General features: G+C 72.9%; 17 protein-coding genes. 14 read left to right on the top strand and 3 right to left on the bottom strand.

Going from position 1 to position 16,787, the window contains the following annotated elements; genetic code table 11:
- Positions 1-215: 215 nt before the first annotated feature.
- From AB0B64_RS48980 to AB0B64_RS48940, 9 genes are all read left to right on the top strand, one after another.
- The gene (locus AB0B64_RS48980) at positions 216-1,730 is read left to right on the top strand and encodes an ATP-binding protein (protein WP_357953038.1); all 1,515 of its coding nucleotides are present in this window, start codon (positions 216-218) and stop codon (positions 1,728-1,730) included.
- A gap of 49 nt (positions 1,731-1,779) precedes the next feature.
- Positions 1,780-2,178 carry a roadblock/LC7 domain-containing protein gene (locus tag AB0B64_RS48975; RefSeq protein ID WP_357953035.1) on the top strand — a complete coding sequence of 133 codons (399 nt, stop codon included), beginning with the start codon at positions 1,780-1,782 and terminating at the stop codon, positions 2,176-2,178.
- Positions 2,175-2,531 (top strand): DUF742 domain-containing protein, encoded by a 357-nt coding sequence (locus AB0B64_RS48970; protein ID WP_357953033.1) that lies wholly within the window; start codon positions 2,175-2,177, stop codon positions 2,529-2,531. Before AB0B64_RS48975 ends, AB0B64_RS48970 begins: the two co-directional genes overlap by 4 nt.
- Positions 2,509-3,105, top strand: a complete 597-nt coding sequence (locus tag AB0B64_RS48965; RefSeq protein WP_357645266.1) for an ATP/GTP-binding protein — start codon at positions 2,509-2,511, stop codon at positions 3,103-3,105. Before AB0B64_RS48970 ends, AB0B64_RS48965 begins: the two co-directional genes overlap by 23 nt.
- Positions 3,102-4,298 carry a cytochrome P450 gene (locus AB0B64_RS48960; protein ID WP_358194713.1) on the top strand — a complete coding sequence of 399 codons (1,197 nt, stop codon included), beginning with the start codon at positions 3,102-3,104 and terminating at the stop codon, positions 4,296-4,298. The genes AB0B64_RS48965 and AB0B64_RS48960 overlap by 4 nt, the downstream gene beginning before the upstream one ends.
- Entirely contained in the window at positions 4,295-5,518 is a 1,224-nt protein-coding gene (locus AB0B64_RS48955) for a cytochrome P450 (RefSeq protein ID WP_357953028.1), read from the top strand. Before AB0B64_RS48960 ends, AB0B64_RS48955 begins: the two co-directional genes overlap by 4 nt.
- Before the next feature lie 127 nt (positions 5,519-5,645).
- On the top strand, positions 5,646-6,332 hold the full coding sequence (locus AB0B64_RS48950) for a gamma-glutamyl-gamma-aminobutyrate hydrolase family protein (RefSeq protein ID WP_357953026.1): 687 nt from the start codon (positions 5,646-5,648) through the stop codon (positions 6,330-6,332).
- 9 nt (positions 6,333-6,341) lie between these two features.
- Positions 6,342-7,256 carry an alpha/beta hydrolase gene (locus tag AB0B64_RS48945; RefSeq protein WP_357953025.1) on the top strand — a complete coding sequence of 305 codons (915 nt, stop codon included), beginning with the start codon at positions 6,342-6,344 and terminating at the stop codon, positions 7,254-7,256.
- On the top strand, positions 7,253-8,044 hold the full coding sequence (locus AB0B64_RS48940; RefSeq protein ID WP_357953023.1) for an enoyl-CoA hydratase/isomerase family protein: 792 nt from the start codon (positions 7,253-7,255) through the stop codon (positions 8,042-8,044). Before AB0B64_RS48945 ends, AB0B64_RS48940 begins: the two co-directional genes overlap by 4 nt.
- A 194-nt stretch (positions 8,045-8,238) precedes the next feature.
- On the opposite strand, the gene AB0B64_RS48935 is transcribed toward AB0B64_RS48940, so the two are convergent.
- Together AB0B64_RS48935 and AB0B64_RS48930 are read right to left on the bottom strand one after the other, a co-directional pair.
- Positions 8,239-9,420: an acyl-CoA dehydrogenase family protein gene (locus tag AB0B64_RS48935; RefSeq protein WP_358194697.1), complete on the bottom strand. Its 1,182-nt coding sequence runs from the start codon at positions 9,418-9,420 to the stop codon at positions 8,239-8,241.
- 26 nt (positions 9,421-9,446) lie between these two features.
- Positions 9,447-10,037, bottom strand: a complete 591-nt coding sequence (locus AB0B64_RS48930; protein ID WP_357953019.1) for an SAM-dependent methyltransferase — start codon at positions 10,035-10,037, stop codon at positions 9,447-9,449.
- A gap of 187 nt (positions 10,038-10,224) precedes the next feature.
- On the opposite strand from AB0B64_RS48930, the gene AB0B64_RS48925 reads away from it, so the two are divergent.
- The 4 genes from AB0B64_RS48925 (at position 10,225) to AB0B64_RS48910 (ending at position 14,229) form a co-directional block, all read left to right on the top strand.
- Positions 10,225-11,907 (top strand): histidine kinase, encoded by a 1,683-nt coding sequence (locus AB0B64_RS48925; protein WP_358194691.1) that lies wholly within the window; start codon positions 10,225-10,227, stop codon positions 11,905-11,907.
- Positions 11,904-12,626, top strand: a complete 723-nt coding sequence (locus tag AB0B64_RS48920) for a response regulator transcription factor (RefSeq protein ID WP_357953016.1) — start codon at positions 11,904-11,906, stop codon at positions 12,624-12,626. Before AB0B64_RS48925 ends, AB0B64_RS48920 begins: the two co-directional genes overlap by 4 nt.
- 176 nt (positions 12,627-12,802) lie before the next feature.
- Positions 12,803-13,390 (top strand): phosphoribosylanthranilate isomerase, encoded by a 588-nt coding sequence (locus AB0B64_RS48915; protein ID WP_358194683.1) that lies wholly within the window; start codon positions 12,803-12,805, stop codon positions 13,388-13,390.
- Positions 13,387-14,229 carry a GNAT family N-acetyltransferase gene (locus tag AB0B64_RS48910; RefSeq protein ID WP_358194681.1) on the top strand — a complete coding sequence of 281 codons (843 nt, stop codon included), beginning with the start codon at positions 13,387-13,389 and terminating at the stop codon, positions 14,227-14,229. The genes AB0B64_RS48915 and AB0B64_RS48910 overlap by 4 nt, the downstream gene beginning before the upstream one ends.
- A 454-nt stretch (positions 14,230-14,683) precedes the next feature.
- Here AB0B64_RS48910 and AB0B64_RS48905 read toward each other — a convergent pair whose 3' ends face one another.
- The gene (locus AB0B64_RS48905; protein WP_358194679.1) at positions 14,684-16,054 is read right to left on the bottom strand and encodes an MFS transporter; all 1,371 of its coding nucleotides are present in this window, start codon (positions 16,052-16,054) and stop codon (positions 14,684-14,686) included.
- 151 nt (positions 16,055-16,205) lie between these two features.
- On the opposite strand from AB0B64_RS48905, the gene AB0B64_RS48900 reads away from it, so the two are divergent.
- Positions 16,206-16,787 carry a CDP-alcohol phosphatidyltransferase family protein gene (locus AB0B64_RS48900; RefSeq protein ID WP_357953009.1) on the top strand — a complete coding sequence of 194 codons (582 nt, stop codon included), beginning with the start codon at positions 16,206-16,208 and terminating at the stop codon, positions 16,785-16,787.

The following is a 16,787-nucleotide window of genomic DNA, read 5'->3' as shown; positions in this document are numbered from 1 at the left end:
GGCAACGGACTGGAAGGGGAGATGCCGCTTGCTTCGGCAGAGGGGGTCTCCGTAGCCGCCTCCCGCTTGAGACCAGCGCATACTCCAGCCCGTTCGCGAAGGTGACCATGGCTCGTTCCCAACCCCCACCGCCACCGCCCCAAGCTCCGGCCCGCCGGGCGCCGTCACCTCAGCGGCCCGCTCCTCAGCCGCCGACGCCGGCCACTCAGCCGCCGGTGACCCCTTCACCTCAGACGCAGTGGCTCTGGCCGGCGGGGCTGGCCCTGCCGGTGGTCGCCGCGTGCTGCGCCTTCGCCGCCCTGCTCCTCGACAGCCGCACCGGCGTCGTCTGGGCGTGCGTCGGCGCCGCGGCGCTCTCGCTCCTCGCCCTGGCCGCCGTGGCGGCGCTGCGCCAGGCGCACCAGGAGGCCCTGCGGACGATGAGCCGCCGCGAGAGCGCCATGCACCAGCGCGAGGCCGAGTTCCAGCACCACCTCCAGCAGCGCAACACCCAGTGGAGCAAGCACGTCGCGGCCCGCTCCAAGGCCCTGCAGGAGGCGGTCAGGCACCTGGTGGACAAGCGGATCCCGGCCGTGATCGCCCAGGGCGAGGTGCCCCCGCCGTACCAGAGCCAGGGGCTCGACGAGGACGCGGCCGAGCTGCTGGAAGAGGTGCTCGACGCGGTCGGCGAGGCCGCCGGGCAGGACCGCGAGCGGCAGGAGTCGCTGCGGCTGGCCCTGCTGGCGCTGGCCCGGCGCGTACAGACCTCCGCCCACCGCATCCAGGAGAACGTCTCGGTGATGGCCGAGCGCCATCCCGGCAACCCGGACGTGCTCGAGACCAGCATGCAGGTCGACCACGCCGCCGCCCAGCAGGGCCGCCACGCGCAGAGCCTCGCCGTGCTGTGCGGCGAGTGGCCGGGACAGCAGTGGCCCAAACCGCTCGCGCTGGTCGACGTGGTGCGGGCCGCCGCCTCCAGGATCGTCGCCTACAAGCGGGTGGAGGTGTCGGGCGACCCGGACACCGCTGTCGCGGCCCACGTGGTCGAGCCGCTCATCCACCTGGTGGCCGAGCTGCTCGCCAACGCCACCCAGTCCTCGCCGCCGGCGACCACGGTGCTCGTCGCGGTGCGCAACGTGCAGCGCGGCGCCGTCATCGAGATCGACGACGGCGGCGTCGGCATGGACGACCACCAGCTGGAGCAGGCGCGCGAAATCGTCTCCGGGCGCCGCTCCGTCGACGTGGGCGAGGTGGGGGAGATCCCGCAGACCGGGCTCGCGGTCATCGGGCACTACGTACGCCGCCACGGGTTCCTGGCCGACCTGCTGCCCTCACCGTACGGAGGGGTGCGCGCGGTCGTCCTGGTGCCCGGCCCGATCGTGGAGACGCTGGAGCCGGCCGAGGCGCCGCCCCGAGCCCGGCCCGCCCGCCACGAGGTCCGGCCGATTGACCCGGCCCAGGACCACTTCACCCAGGACCACCCCACGCTGGACGAGCCCGTGCCGGACGAGCCGGTGCCGGACGCGCCCGCCGCCCTGGGCGAGCACGTCGCGGGGACGACGGAGGACACGGCGGGCGGCGGCGCGCTGCCGCGCAGGCGCTCACGCCGTGGTGAGGCGGGCTCCGACGCCGAGCGGCTCGCCGCGGCGGGACCGGCCGCCGAGCCGGCCGCCACCCCGGAACAGGCGGGCGAGTGGATGGCCGCCTTCTTTGACCACGACCCCGACGCAGGGGCACACGACGGCGGATGACCGGACAACGGCGGATGACGGACAACGACAGATGACGAACGGGGTACCGATGCACCAAGATCAGGACTGGATGATCGCCGAGGTCGTCTGGGTCCCCGGGGTCCGCCACGTCGTCGTGCTCAGTTCCGACGGCCTGCTGAAGGCCCGCTCGGCCGGTACGGACAGGGACGTCGCCGACCGCCTGTCGGCCGCCTGCTCCGGGCTGCAGTCGCTGGCCCAGAGCGTGGGGCGTGAGTTCGGCGGCGGCAACAGGGCCGTCAGGGAGCTGATGGTGGGCTTCGAGGGCGGCTTCCTGTTCGCCCGCGCCGCCGGATCCGGCTCCCACCTGGTGGTCATCACCGATCCGGTGGTCGACCCGCGGCTCATCGCGCAGCAGATGCAGGCCCAGGTCATCAAGATCGGCGAGAGGAACTTCAGCACCCCCGCACGCCGGGCCGCGCGGCAATGAGCGGCGAGTACCACGACAGCGCCGTACGGCCCTACGTACTGACCCAGGGCCGGGCCCGCCCCACCCGCAACACCATCGGCCTCGACACCCTCCTCGTCGTGGCCGACGCCGGTAAGCCCCTGCCGCCCTCCGCCACCCGCCAGGCGCGTGACCTGCTGCGCATGTGCGGGCGGCTCCTGTCGCTGGCGGAGGCGGCGGCGCACCTCAAGCTGCCGCTGAGCGTGGCCGGGATCTTAGCCTCCGACCTGGTCGACTCCGGCCACCTGATAGCCCGCTCCCGCATCCCGGAGGCCGGGCGTCCCGACCTGACGACCCTCCAGGAGGTGCTCAATGGGCTCCGCCGGCTCAGCTGACCGCTACCTGCCCGACACCGTGCAGCAGGCGGTCAAGATCCTCGTGGTCGGCGACTTCGGTGTCGGCAAGACCACGATGATCGGCGCGGTCAGCGAGATCGAGCCGTTACGCACCGAGGAGACCATGACGCAGGCCAGCGTCGGCGTGGACGACCTGGCCGGGCTGGAGGGCAAGACCACGACCACCGTGGCCATGGACTTCGGCCGGATCACGCTCAGCCCGTACACCGCGCTCTACCTGTTCGGCACGCCCGGCCAGCGGCGCTTCTGGGACCTGTGGGCCGGCCTCGGCGAGGGCGCCGTGGGCGCGCTCGTCCTGGTCGACACCCGCCGCATCGAGGGCAGCTTCGAGGTGATCGACCAGCTCGAACTCCGCGGCGACCTGCCCTTCGCCGTCGCCGTCAACCACTTCCCCGACTCCGCCGACCACAGCGCGCAGGCGCTGCGGGAGGCACTGGACCTGGAGCCCGGCACGCCCATCGTGAACTGCGACGCCAGGAGCCGCTCCTCCTCGGTGGACGCGCTGATCACCCTTGTCGAGCACGCGCTCGCCCTGCAGAAGGGCCCCTCATGATCCCCCTGTCGGCCACCACGACCTGCCCCGACCCACGCGGCGTCTTCCGCAGGCTGCGCCGCGAATGGGGCGACGTCGCCTGGGTGGAGCTGGAGCCGGGCGTCGGTGCCTGGCTGGTCATGGGCTACCACGAGCTGCTGACCATCACCCGGCAGGAGAAGCTGTACTCGCGCGACGCCCGCAACTGGCGGCTGTTCCAGGAGGGCATCGTGCCGCCCGACTCGGGGCTGGGGCCGATGATGTTCTGGCGGCCCAACGTGATCGGCGCCGACGGGGCCGAACACCGCCGCCTGCGCCGCCCGATCGACGACGGGGTCGCCGCGATCGACCAGCGCCGCATGCGCCGCTCCGTCGAGTCCATGTGCCGCGAGCTCATCGAGGGCTTCGCCGACCGGGGCGGCGCCGACCTGGTGGGCGACTACGCGGCCGTCGTCCCGATGCTGGCCATCGCCGGCCTGTTCGGCCTCGACACCGGCCAGGGGCACGAGCTGCTGGCGGCGTTGCGCGCCCTGTTCGGCAGCGCCGAGGACTCCCAGGCCGGCAACAAGAAGTTCGAGGAGATACTCGGCGGCCTCCTGCGGGCCAGGAAGGAGACCCCGTCCGACGACCTGACCAGCCACTTCCTGGCCCACGCCGACCTGCGCGACGAGGCCGAGGTGCTGCAGTCGATGGTGGTGATGATCTCCGCCGGGCAGGAGACGACGACCACGTGGATCGCGCAGACCTTCCGGCTCATGCTGACCGACCCGCGCTTCGCCGGCCGGGTGCGCGGCGGGCGCCTGGGCGTCGACGACGCGCTGGACGAGGTGCTCTGGCGCGACCCGCCCATGACGAACATGCCCGCCCGGTACGCCCTGCGCGACACCGAGCTGGGCGGCCGGCGTATCGCCCGCGGTGACGCGCTCGTCCTGGGCCTGGGGGCGGCCAACGACGACCCGCGCGTCCACGGCGGCGCGACGGAGATCGAGCTGGGCAACCGCGCCCACCTGGCCTGGAGCGCCGGTCCGCACGTCTGCCCGGCGCCCGTCCCCGCCCGGCTCATCACCCGCACCGCGGTGGAGACGGCCCTGCACCTGCTGCCTGACGTGCGCCTGTCCGTGGACGCCGCGGAGCTGACCCCGCACCCGTCACCGTGGACCCGCTGCCCCGCCTCGCTGCCCGTCCACTTCCGCGCGCTTGGAGACCGTTCATGATCCCTGTAGTCACCCTCGACCCCGCCGGGACCGACCACCACGGCGAGGCCGCCCGGCTGCGGGAGCTGGGCCCCGTCGTCCGCGTCGTCCTGCCGGGCGGCGTGGAGGCGTGGTCGGTCACCCATCACGCGCTGCTGGCCGACCTGCTGACCGACCGCAGGGTCAGCAAGGACTGGCACAACTGGACGGCCGTCCGTGACGGCCGCATCACCGACGACTGGCCGCTCATCGGCATGGTCAAGGTCACCAACATGGTCACCGCCGACGGGCGGGAGCACCACCGGCTGCGTAAGTTCGTCACCCAGACGCTCACGCCGCGCCGCGTCCAGAGCATGCGGCCGCGCATCGCCGGGATCGTCGGCGGGCTGCTGGACGACCTGCCCTCGCACGCGGCCGCCGACGGGACCGTCGACCTGCGCAAGCACTTCGCCTACCCGGTGCCCATGCAGGTGATCTGCGAGCTGGTCGGGGTGCCGGAGGAGGAGCGCCCGGAGCTGCGGGAGCTGGTGGACAGCATCTTCCGCTCCACCACCGCCCCGGAAGAGGTGCTCAAGACCCAGCGCGACATCTACCTGCTGCTCGACCGGCTCGTCGCCGCGCGGCACGCCGAGCCCGGCGACGACCTGATCAGCGCGCTGATCGCCGCCCAGCGCGACGACCCGGAGCGGCTCACCGACGAGGAGCTGGTCGGCACGCTGTGGCTGATGCTCGCCGCCGGGCACGAGACCACGCTCAGCCTGATCGTCAACGGCGCCCGCGCCCTGCTCACCCACCCGGAGCAGCGCGCTCTGGCGGTGGTCGGTGGCGAGGAGACCTGGTCGGCCGTGGTGGAGGAGACGCTGCGCTGGGACGCGCCCATCGGCAACTTCATGGCCCGCTACCCGCTGGAGGACATCGAGATCGCCGGCGTCACCATCCCCGCCGGAGAGGCCATCCTGGCTCCGTACAGCGCGGCGGGACGCGACGAGGCGCACCACGGCCAGGACGCCGCGCGCTTCGACATCACCCGCGAGCAGCGCAGGCACCTGGCCTTCGGCGGCGGTCCCCACCTGTGCCTGGGCGCCCCGCTGGCCCGCCTGGAGGCCACCGAGGCGCTGCCCGCCCTCTTCCGCCGCTATCCGGGCCTGTCGCTGGCCGTTCCGTCCGCGGCGCTGGTCCCCGTACCGTCCCTGTTCTCCAATTCCGCGGCGGAGCTGCCGGTCTTTCTCACGGTGCGGTAATCACCCCTTATGCAGCAGGGATCTTCAGGAGAGGTGACATAACCGAAATGGTGTACGCCATGATGGGCGTGCGGCCGTCGTCACCACCGGCGGCGGCACGTACTCCACCAGGCACCCTGGAGATCGCATGTCCCGACCGCTGATCGGCATCACCGCCTACTTCGAAGCCGCCCGCTGGGGCGATTGGGTGCGGGAGGCGGTGCTGTCGCCCCCGTCCTACGCCAAGGCCGTCGAGCGCGCCGGAGGCGCCCCCGTGGTGCTGCCGCCGCTGAACCTGCACGCGATCGACGACTACGTACGAGGGCTGCGGGGCGTGGTGCTGGCCGGCGGGGTCGAGGTGGGCGGTAGCGCCTACGGCGAGGAACAGGACGAGCGGGTGCCCGAGGCGCAGGGACACCGTGACCGGTTCGAGCTGGCCCTGGCCCGCGCCGCCGTACAGGCCGACGTGCCGATCCTGGCCATCGACCGCGGCATGCACGTGCTGAACGTCGCCCAGGGCGGCACGCTGATCCCCTGGCTGCCCGAGGTGCTCGACAACGAGCGGCACGCCGAGCCGGGCACGCCGCACGTCATCCAGGTGAGCGTGTCGAGCAAGCTCGGCAAGGCGGTGGGCGACAAGGTCGAGGTGGTCGCGCCGCACACCCAGTCGGTACGCAGGCTCGGCAACGGGCTGCTGGCCGTGGCCTGGGCCGAGGACCAGATCGTCGAGGGCATCGAGCTGCAGGGCCACCGGTTCGGGGTCGGCGTGCAGTGGCACCCGGAGCGGGCCGAGGACGGACGGCTCTTCGACGCGCTCGTGGAGGCGGCCCGCTAGGCTTCGATCATGCCACTGCACCCCCAGGCGCAGGAGTTCGTCGAGCGCTACATGTCCGATCCCGGCCCCGGCCCGGCCGGGATGGACCTGGCCGAGATTCAGGAGGCCCGGAACCAGGACGGCCTCGCGCCCCAGCGCGGGCCGCTCACCCACCTGCCCTTCGTCCGCGACGAGAGCGCCGAGGACGTGCCCATCCGCGTCTACCGCGCCGACCGGGGCGACGGCGCGCTGCCCGTGGTGGTCTTCTTCCACGGCGGCGGCTGGGTGACCGGGGGCATCAAGCGCAGCGACGCGCTCGGCCGCGACCTGGCCATCCGCACCGGCGCGGTGGTCGTCTCCGTCGACTACCGGCTGGCGCCCGAGCACCCGTTCCCGGCCGCGGCCGACGACGCCTGGACCGTGGTGCGCGACATCTTCGCCCGCCCCGCCTTCTACCAGTGCGACGGCGGCGTCGCGGTGATGGGCGAGAGCTCCGGCGGCAACCTCGCCGCAGTGGCCGCCTGGCAGGCCCGCGACGCCGGGCTGAACCTGGCCCACCAGGTGCTCATCTATCCGGCGCTCGACGCGGCCATGGATTCCCCCAGCCACACCGAGTTCGCCACGGGCCTCGGCCTCGACGCCGAGGAATTCGCGTGGTTCCTGCGCACCTACGCCGGCCAGGCCGACCCGGCGGATCCACGGCTGTCCCCGCTGCGGCTGCCGTCCTTCGCCGGGCTGGCGCCCGCGACCGTGGTGACCGCCGAGTACGACGTGCTCCGCGACGACGGCGAGCGCTACGGCGCGCGGCTGGCCGAGGCCGGGGTGCCCGTCGAGACGCGCAGGTTCGACGGGGCGATCCACGGCTTCTTCGGCCTGCCCGGCCTGTTCGACCAGGCTGTGGAGGCCCGCGACTACGTGGCTGACCGGCTGCGGGAGGCTCTGTGACGTACCGGAACGCGTACGAGAAGCTGAAGATCGACACGCCCGCCGACGGCGTGCTGCGGATCACGATCAGCGAGCCGCGCAGGCGCAACGCCGTCGACATGACCGGCCACCGCGAGCTGGCCGAGATCTGGCGCGACGTCGACCGCGACGACTCCGTCCGGGCGGTGGTCGTCAGGGGAGAGGGCGAGGCGTTCTCCGCCGGCGGCGACCTGTCGATGATCGAGGAGATGACCCGCGACCACGCCACCCGGCTGCGCGTGTTCGCCGAGGCCCGCGACATCGTCTACAACGTGCTCAACTGCGCCAAGCCGATCGTCTCCGCCGTCCAGGGGCCCGCGGTGGGCGCCGGGCTGGCCGTCGCCCTGCTGGCCGACATCTCCGTCGCCGGGCGCACCGCCCGCATCATCGACGGCCACACCAGGCTCGGCGTCGCGGCGGGCGACCACGCCGCGATCATCTGGCCGCTGCTGTGCGGGCTGGCCAAGGCCAAATACCACCTGCTGCTGTGCGAGCCCGTCACCGGCGCGGAGGCCGAGCGGATGGGCCTGGTGAGCCTGTGCGTCGACGACGACCAGGTGCACGACAAGGCGATGGAGATCGCCGTGCGGCTCGCGGCCGGCTCCCAGGAGGCCATCCGCCTCACCAAATACTCCCTGAACAACTGGCTGCGCATGGCCGGGCCCACCTTCGACGCCTCGCTGGCCATGGAGTTTCTCGGCTTCAGCGGCCCCGACGTGGTGGAGGGTGTGCGGGCGGTGCGCGAGAAACGGTCACCGGAGTTCGGCTGACCTGCGGTTTCACCCGCGCGCCCAGGGTAGGCGTGACCCTTGGACGGTGTGGAAGGGCTGCTGCCGCACCAGTGCCGGATCGGGCTTGTCCGCCGAGGCCGAGAACGCCGCCCCGGGAGACGAAGCCGCGGCCCGCGCCGGTCGCTGGTGCGCGTGGCAGATCGGCCACACCGTCGATCGGTAGTGTCGATCGGTCAGAAGCTGCGTGGCAGCCCGAGCACCTGGGTCGCGAGGTAGTTGAGCAGCAGCTCCTCCGTCACGGGCGCCACCTTCCCGATGCGGGCGTCCGTGAGCAGCCTGGCCACCGGATACTCCAGCGAGTACGCCATCCCGCCGTGCGTCTGGAACGCGGCGTCGGCCGCCTCCCACGCCGCCTGTGAGGCGGTGAGCTTGGCGATGTTGGCCTCGGTGCCGCACGGCAGGCGCCGGTCGAACGACCACGCCGCCTTGTAGATCATCAGGCGGGCCAGCTCGATCTTGGCCTTGACCTGGGCCAGCGGGAACGCGATCGCCTGATTGGCGCCGATCGGCCGGCCGAACACCTCGCGCTCCTTGGCATATTGCACCGCGACCCGCAACGCGACCTCGGCCCCGCCGAGCGCGGAGGCGGCGAGCAGGACCCGCTCGGGATTGAGGATGTCCCACAGCACCGCCGCGCCCTGGTCGATCTGCCCCACCACGCTGGAGGCGGGCACCCGGAGATCGTCGATGAACACCATGTTCGACGGCGTCGTGTTGGCGCCGAGCTTCGGGATCGGCTGGTAGGACAGCCGCCCGGCCGCCACCGCCTCCGGCACGTTCACCAGGAAGACGGTCAGCCCGTGCGTACGCGGCCTGGCCTCGGCCGCCGGGACGGTCCTGGTGACCAGCAGCATCCAGGTGGCCCGCTGCACGCCGGTGATCCAGATCTTCTGACCCTTGATCACGTAGTCGTCGCCGTCGCGCCGGGCCGCCGTCGTGATCGCCAGCGAGTTGGAGCCGGCGTCCGGCTCCGTCAGCGCGAAACACGTCTCCACCTCACCCGTGGCCAGCCGGGGCAGCAGCTCCGCCCGCTGCTCGGCCGTGCCGTGCCTGGCCAGGGTGAGCGCGCCGAACCCGGGTGTCAGCACGTACGTGAACGCCGAGCCGCCCGCCGCCCCCGAGGCGGCCAGCGTCTCCGTCGCCACCGCCAGCTCCAGCAGCCCCTGGCCGCCCCCGCCGAACTCCTCGGGTACGGCCAGACCCAGCCACCCGCCCTTGGCCAGCTCCGCCCAGACCTCCTCCGGCCAGCGCTTGTCCGCCTCGCACCGCTGCCAGTAATCAAGGTCATAACGTGCGCAGATGTCGCCGATGCCGCGCTGGACGGCCAGGGCGCTTTCGGGAAGCGTGAAATCCATCACACCATTGTAGAAGTAAGTTCTGTTCAGGGTCGCGGCCGGCGGGCGTGGAACACGAACGCCGGAGGCGCGTTGCGCCACACCGTACGGCCCCGCACGACCTCCTCGAACCGCTCGGCCAGCAGCGCCCGGAAGCGGCGCGCCGAGTTCAGCGGAACGGCGTGAATGTAGGAGAAGGTGGTGAACGCCCCCGCCGGGCTCAGCGTCGAGGCCACCGCGCCGAGCAGCCCGCGCTGCAGGTCCTCGGGGAAGGCCGCCCAGGGCAGCCCGCTGACCACCACGTCCGCCTGCCGCAGGCCGCGCTCGCCGAGCAGGCGGCGCAGCTCGGTCGCGTCGTCGTTCGCGACGTCCACGGTGGGGAACCGCTCGGCCAGCAACGCCGCCAGCGACTGGTTGACCTCCACGGCCAGGTGGTGGCCGCGCCCGCTCAGCCGGCGCTGGATCTCGGCGGTGAAGGGCCCCGTACCAGGGCCGAGTTCGACCACGGTCGGCTCGCCGCGTTCCGGCACCGGCGCGCAGACCGCCGCCGCGAGCCACCGTGAACTGGGCGCGAGCGCCCCGATGGTGGCCGGAGCGCGCAGGAACTGGCCGAGGAACATTGCGGTGTCATTGGGCATACCACAAACGTAAGGGAGTTCTCGCCCCGATTTCGTCCCCCCAAGGGACGAAGCCGCGGCCACTTGGAGGAGACCGCCTCCTCCGGCGGGAGGAGCGGCGGGCGTCGGCGGGAGGAGCGGCGGGAGGCCCGGCTGTAGGTCCGGCTGTAGGTCCGGCGGGTGCGCGGCACCCGGATAACGTGGGCGCATGCGATGGCGTGGAGTGCCGCTCGACCTTGTGCTCGCGGCCGCGGGGACCGCTCTCGACGTGTTGCTGTCGGCCAAGGGCGGCGGCTCCGCCCTGCTGCCGGGCAACGAGGTGATCCCGATGGCCGTGGGCGTGGGCGCGCCCATGGGCCTGGTCAGGCGGGCGCCGCTGGCGGTGAGCCTCTACCTGGCCGCCTTCCTCGTCTTCACCGACCAGGTGGGGTCGTTCACCTCCAACACCGCCCAGATGCTGCTCTGCGTCTCCGTCGGCCTGGTCGCCTACCGCTCGGGCTGGCGGCCGACCTGCCTGGCCCTGGGCGTGGCCGTCGCCGCGACCGCGGTCAACCTGGCCGACCCGGGCATCGCGTTCACCACGAACGCGTGGATGTACTCGGTGCTCGTCCCCGCCCTGCCCGTTCTCATCGGCGCCTACCTGCGCGGCCCCGCCGGGCGGCTGAAGGACGCCGACCTCACCCCGGACGTGCTGCTGGCCGGCGGCGGAGTGGCCTTCACGGTGCTGAGCACCTGGACCGACTGGCACAACGGCACCCAGCCGGTCTGGGTCGTGGGACTGCTCGCGGTGCTGGGCGGGCTCTCCCTCGGCGTCGCGCGGCGCTTTCCCGGACTGGTGTTCATGTTCCAGAGCGTGCTGCTGATCGCCGCCGACCAGTATCTCAACGACACGGTCACCACCTGCCTGATCCTGACGCTGATCGCGCTCTGCGTGTTCGCGATGCGGATCGCCTCCTGGGCCTGGATCACGGTCACCTACGTGACCTGCACCATGCTCGCCTCGATCGCGATCGTCCAGGACTCGACCGAGGTCACCGCGTTCCGCGTCGCCGTCCTGATGGCCCTGGTGACCACACCCGTCGCGATCGGCCGCTACCTGGGCGTACGGCAGGCGGCCGCCGAGGCCGAGGGGCTGCGGCTGCGCGAGTCGGCGCGGCTGGCGGTCGCCCAGGTACGCGCCGACCAGCTCCTCGAGCGCGAGAACATCGCCCGCGAGGTACACGACATCGTGGCTCACCACGTGGGCGCCATGGTCCTGCGCGCCAGTGCCGCCCGCTACGCCGCCCCCGAGGGGCCGGTCGCCGACGCGCTGGCCGACATCCGCGAGACCGGCCACCAGGCGCTGGAGGACCTGCGCGGGCTGCTCGACGTGCTGCGCGACCCCGGCCGCCGCCCCGACATGGCCGCCGACCCCGCGGCCCTCATACGCGAGTGCGCCGAGCGGATGACCGCCGCCGGCCTCCAGGTCGAGCTGGAGCTCGACCCCGCCACCGCGCACGCCCCCCTCGTGGCCCGCGCCTCCGCGGCCCGCATCGTCCAGGAAGGTCTCACGAACGTGCTCAAGCACGCCGGTCCCGGCACTCAGGTGAGTGTCGCCGTCACCACCGCCGGCCAAGGGCTGACCGTACACATACGCAACGGCTCCCCGCCCACCACCATCGAACGCCTGCCCTCGTCCGGCCGCGGCCTGGCCGGGATGCGCGAGCGCGTCCGCGCGCTCGGCGGCACGCTGACCGCGGGCCTCGACCAGGACGGCGGCTGGCTGCTCACCGCGACCATGCCCACCGCCGCCCCGCACATCACCGAGCTGCACGCCACCGAGTACGTGGTCGGGCGCACGGGATGCGTCACCGAGCGCTTCACCGGCGGCCTCACGGGAGGTGGCGCGTGATCCGCGTGCTGGTCGCCGACGACCAGGCGCTGGTACGCGCGGGCGTGCGCATGCTCCTGCAGGTCACGGGCGACATGGAGGTCGTGGCCGAGGCCGTGGACGGCGCCGAGGCCGTACGCCTGGCCGAACTCCACCTGCCCGACGTGATCCTGATGGACCTGCGCATGCCCAGGGTCGACGGGCTGGAGGCGAGCAGGCGGATCCTGCTGGCTCGGCCGGCCGCCAGGATCGTCGTGCTCACCACGTTCGCCGAGGACTCCAACGTCTACGCCGCCCTGCGCGCGGGCGCCGTCGGCTTCCTGGTCAAGGACGACGAGCCAGAACGCATGGTCGACGCCGTACGCAGGGCCGCGACCGGCGAGCAGCTCCTGGCCCCCTCAGTGCTGCGCCGGGTGGTCGCCCGCTTCCTGGCCGCCGAGGAGGCGGCGAGCGTACCGGTCCCCGCCGGGCTCACCGACCGCGAGCTGGAGGTGCTGGCGCTGGTCGGCACCGGCCTGTCCAACGCGGAGATCGCCGAGGAGCTGGGCGTCGGCGTGACCACGGTCAAGTCCCACGTCGCCGCCGCCATGGACAAACTGGGGCTGCGCAACCGGATCCAGGCCGCCGTCGTCGCCTACCGCACCGGCCTGGTGGACGCGGCGTTCCGCCCGGTACACCACCCCTTGCGCCAGCCCCTCCGCCACTCCCGCGGCGGCCCCCCGGGTGATCCCCTGAGCTGACCCGCACGCTGGCCGAGGCCCTTGACCCGCGCGCTGTTCGGGGGTCGCCGGGGTCCTGGTCGCGGCCGTCCGCTCGGGGCCCGGCCGCCGCCGTTCACTCGGGGTCGCCCCGGGGCCCGGCCGCTCGGGGTCGCCGGGGGCCCCGGTCGCCGCCGTTCGCCGTTAGGGTCGACGGTGTGTACGTGAAGATCTGCGGGTTGAGTGAGCCCGAGCACGTGGCGGCCGCCGTCGAGGCGGGCGCCGACGCCATCGGCTTCGTGCTGACCCGAAGCCCTCGTCAGGTGACCCCCGAGCGGGCCGCCGAGCTGGCCGCGGCGGTCCCCGCCCACGTCCTCACCGTCGGCGTGTTCCGCGGCGAGACCCCTGAGGCCGTCCGCGCCGCCACGCTCACCTCCGGGGTGCGCGGCGTCCAGCTGCACGGCCGGCATCCGCACGGCGACTTCACCGCGCTGAAGGATCTCGGCCACACCCTGGTCAGGGCCGTCGACGCCGAAGCCGACCTGCGCTGCGGCGCCTACGACGAGGACCTGCTCATCGTCGACGCGCCCCGCCCCGGCTCCGGCGAGCCCTGGGACTGGGCGGCGGTACGCGGCCGCCCCACGGGGCACTGGCTGCTCGCGGGCGGCCTCGACCCGTCCAACGTCGCTCAGGCGGTCGCCGCCGCGGCGCCGTGGGGCGTGGACGTGTCCAGCGGGGTCGAGGTGGCGCCCGGGGTGAAGGACTCCGACCTCATCAGACGCTTCATCACGGCGGCCCGCCCATGACCGGCGGTTTCGGCGGCGCGGATACCGGGTCTCAGGGTGACTTCGCCCGTAGCGCCGGGTTAACGCCCGACTCCGCGCGTAGTGCCGCCTTCGCGCACGACTTCGCCCGTAGCGTCGCCTTCGCGCACGACTTCGCCCGGCGGAAGGCGGGGCGGACCGTCGAGGTGCCCGGCGGGTTCGCCGTCCTCAACGACCGCTACCCCGGCTCGTACGACGACAACAAGGTCGTCATCTGGTCCGGCGACGATCCCGGCGCGGCGCTGAAGGCGGCCGACCAGGTGCTCGCCGGGTACGCCCACCGGCTGGTCAACGTCGACGACGACCGCCTGGGCCGGGCGTACGCGCCCGCCTTCGAGGCCGCGGGCTACACGCATGAGACGAACCTGGTCATGGTCTTCCGTGGCGCGTTCCCGCACGACGCGGCACCCGTGGAGCACCTCGGCCTGCCCGCGCTGCTGCCCACGCTCCGGGCCGGCTGGCGCGAGACGCTGCCCGAGGCCACCGACGACGTGATCGACCAGCTCGCCAGGCGCGTGGAGGAGCGGCTGCGCGGCGCCGACACGGTGGGCTTCCGCGCAGTACGGACGGAGGACGGCCAACTCGCCGCGCGGGCCGACATCTACCGGAACGGCGCCGTCACACAGATCGAGGACCTCTACACGGGGGACCGCCACCGGGGCCGGGGGCACGCCCGCACGTTGATGAGGGCGCTGCTCGCCGAGGCGGCCGACAGCGAGCTGGTGTTCCTGCTGGCCGACGCCGCCGACTGGCCCAAGGACTTCTACGAACGGCTCGGCTTCGAGCCGGTAGGCCACACCCACAGCTTCCTGCGCACCTGACCGCCCGCCTCCGGCCAACCGTCCCTCCCGCCGTCGGACCTGAATGACCCCAGTCGGCTCCGTTCGGCCGACTCCGGACGCCCCCGGCCGAGCCGCTCGATCGACCCCGGCCGCCGCCTCCGGCCGACCACGACTGACGGACCCCGGCCAACCGTCCCTCCGGCTGACCGACCCTTACTGACCCCCGCCCACCGATCACGGTCGGCGGCCTCAGCCTTCGGGACCCGACCCCCGGTGGTGGAGGCTCCCGATGGGGGTTTCGGGCGGTGGCGGATCTCGGGTGGTGCGGTCTGGCCCGGGACGGCTTGGTGCCGGCGGTCAGCCGCGGGTCTTGGGGCGGGCGGTCAGATGCGGGCCCGTGGTGACCGGCCTTGGGTCTGGGGTGGCCAGATGTGGGCCTGGGGTGGTCGGACGCGGGTCTTGGGGCGGGCGGTCAGATGCGGGCCTGGAGTGGTCAGGTACAGGTCTGGGAGCGTACAGACGAGGGGGTTGTGGGGTGGCCGGTGGTGAGGCCGAGGGTCAGGGTCAGGGCCGTCACGCCGAGGTAGGCCACTCCCGCCACCACGGCCGCCCCATGCAGCCCGCCGATGAAGCGGGGCCCGCCGGGAGCGCCCGCCATCGCGCCGAAGACCGCGACGCCGATCGCGCCGCCCGCCTGCCGGGCGGTGTTGTTGATCGCGCTCACCAGCCCTTCCCTGCCGGGCGGTGGGTCGCTCATGGCCAGGGCGACCACGCTCGGCGTCAGCAGCGCCGCGCCGAGCCCCATGACGGCCAGCGCCGGGAGCAGCACCAGGTACGGCGTGGCCGGCCGTACCAGGAGCAGCAGCCCCATGCCCGCCGCCAGGACCACCAGCCCGGCGACCATGACGGGACGCGGCCCGTACCGGCCGGCGAGGCGCCCGAACGGGGCGGACAGCAGCGCCAGCGGCACGAACAGCGGCAGCAGCGCCGCGCCCGCCGTCATCGGGGACAGCCGCAGCACGCCCTGGAGGTACAGGGTGATCAGCAGCATCATGCCGTTGATCCCGAAGTTCATGGTCGCCGAGCCGATCGTGCCGACCGCGATCGAGGGGCGCCGCAGCAGCCCGAGCGGCAGCATCGGCGCCTCCCGCCGGCTCTCGATCACCACGAACGCGGCCAGCAGCGCCGCGGCGGCCCCGAACAGCCGCCAGTCGGGCCCGTCACGCCCCGCCTGGATCACCGCGTACGTCAGGACCAGCAGCGTCCCCGCGCCCGTCACAGTGCCCGGCAGGTCGATCGGCCGGCGCTCGGGCTCGTCGGCCGGAGCGACCCGGAGCACCGCCACGAAGATGATCAGGATGATCGGCACATTGATGGCGAAGATCGACGGCCAGCCGAACGCCTGGATCAGCACCCCGCCGAGCAGCGGCCCGGCGGGCAGGGCCGCGCTGCCCACTGCGGCCCAGACCCCGATGGCCCTGGCCCGTTCCCGCTCGCCGGGGAAGGTCCGGGTGATGACCGCCAGCGTGCCCGGCAGGAGCAGCGCGGCGCCCACGCCCTGCACCGTCCGCGCCGCCACCAGCGCCCCGACGCCCGGCGCGAACGCGCAGCCCGCCGACGCCACGCCGAACAGGCCGAACCCCGCCAGCACCACCCGCCGGTGTCCGAAGCGGTCGCCCAGTGTGCCGCCCGTCAGCAGCAGCCCGGCCAGCGCGATCTGGTAGCCGTCGACCACCCACTGCAGGTCCGCGAGCCCGGCGTGCCGGCCGGCCGCGATCGACGGCAGCGCCACGTTCACGATGGTCACGTCCAGCAGGACGACGAACAGGCCGGCGCACATCACGATCAGGATGTTCCGCTTCATCCCACTACACCTGCGCGGTGAGGGCCGACGCTAACCTCTCGCGACGCGCCGATCCGCGTGGCGTCGCCCAGAGCCGCGGGGAGTGTCGGCGGAAAGGATGAGCCGCTGCCAACCCCGCTGCGGAGAAAGGCGACGCAGTAGGGTCGGCAGCGTGAGCGAAACTTCCGCCGAGGATCGGATCTGGACGGTTCCGAACCTGCTGAGCTTCCTGCGCCTCCTCGGCGTTCCCGTCTTCCTCTGGCTGGTATTGGGGCCGAAGGCGGACGCCTGGGCGATCCTCGTGCTCGCGGTCGCCGGGTTCACCGACTGGCTGGACGGCAAGATCGCTCGCGCCTTCAACCAGATGAGCAGGCTCGGCCGGATCATCGACCCGGCCGCCGACAAGCTCTATGTCTTCGCCACGATCCTGGCGCTGCTGGTGCGCGACGTCATTCCGTGGTGGCTGGTGGCGATCATCCTGGGTCGCGAACTCTTCGTCGCGTGTTTCTTTCCCGTACTTCGGAAGAGCGGTTACAAGGCACTTCAGGTGCATTTCCTGGGCAAGGCCGCCATGTTCAACCTGATGTACGCCTTCCCTCTGCTCTTCCTTGCCTCCCACACTGGGTGGTATGCCGATATAGCACGAATTGTCGGATGGGCCTTTGCGCTCTGGGGAACGGGCCTGTACTGGTGGTCGGGGGTGTTGTATGGGGTACAGGTACGACGGCTCGTAACCGCGGCCAAGGAGGAGTGA

It is taken from the genome of Nonomuraea sp. NPDC049129 (assembly GCF_040648495.1).
GTDB lineage: Bacteria > Actinomycetota > Actinomycetes > Streptosporangiales > Streptosporangiaceae > Nonomuraea.
This window is presented reverse-complemented; position numbering and strand designations above follow the sequence as displayed.

Bases quoted from the DNA above. Each gene is read 5' to 3' on its own strand.
- AB0B64_RS48975 (WP_357953035.1), top strand. From the start codon at position 1,780: ATGCACCAAGATCAGGACTGGATGATCGCCGAGGTCGTCTGGGTCCCC.
- AB0B64_RS48970 (WP_357953033.1), top strand. From the start codon at position 2,175: ATGAGCGGCGAGTACCACGACAGCGCCGTACGGCCCTACGTACTGACC.
- AB0B64_RS48965 (WP_357645266.1), top strand. From the start codon at position 2,509: ATGGGCTCCGCCGGCTCAGCTGACCGCTACCTGCCCGACACCGTGCAG.
- AB0B64_RS48960 (WP_358194713.1), top strand. From the start codon at position 3,102: ATGATCCCCCTGTCGGCCACCACGACCTGCCCCGACCCACGCGGCGTC.
- AB0B64_RS48955 (WP_357953028.1), top strand. From the start codon at position 4,295: ATGATCCCTGTAGTCACCCTCGACCCCGCCGGGACCGACCACCACGGC.
- AB0B64_RS48950 (WP_357953026.1), top strand. From the start codon at position 5,646: ATGTCCCGACCGCTGATCGGCATCACCGCCTACTTCGAAGCCGCCCGC.
- AB0B64_RS48945 (WP_357953025.1), top strand. From the start codon at position 6,342: ATGCCACTGCACCCCCAGGCGCAGGAGTTCGTCGAGCGCTACATGTCC.
- AB0B64_RS48935 (WP_358194697.1), bottom strand. From the start codon at position 9,420: ATGGATTTCACGCTTCCCGAAAGCGCCCTGGCCGTCCAGCGCGGCATC.
- AB0B64_RS48930 (WP_357953019.1), bottom strand. From the start codon at position 10,037: ATGCCCAATGACACCGCAATGTTCCTCGGCCAGTTCCTGCGCGCTCCG.
- AB0B64_RS48925 (WP_358194691.1), top strand. From the start codon at position 10,225: ATGCGATGGCGTGGAGTGCCGCTCGACCTTGTGCTCGCGGCCGCGGGG.
- AB0B64_RS48910 (WP_358194681.1), top strand. From the start codon at position 13,387: ATGACCGGCGGTTTCGGCGGCGCGGATACCGGGTCTCAGGGTGACTTC.
- AB0B64_RS48905 (WP_358194679.1), bottom strand. From the start codon at position 16,054: ATGAAGCGGAACATCCTGATCGTGATGTGCGCCGGCCTGTTCGTCGTC.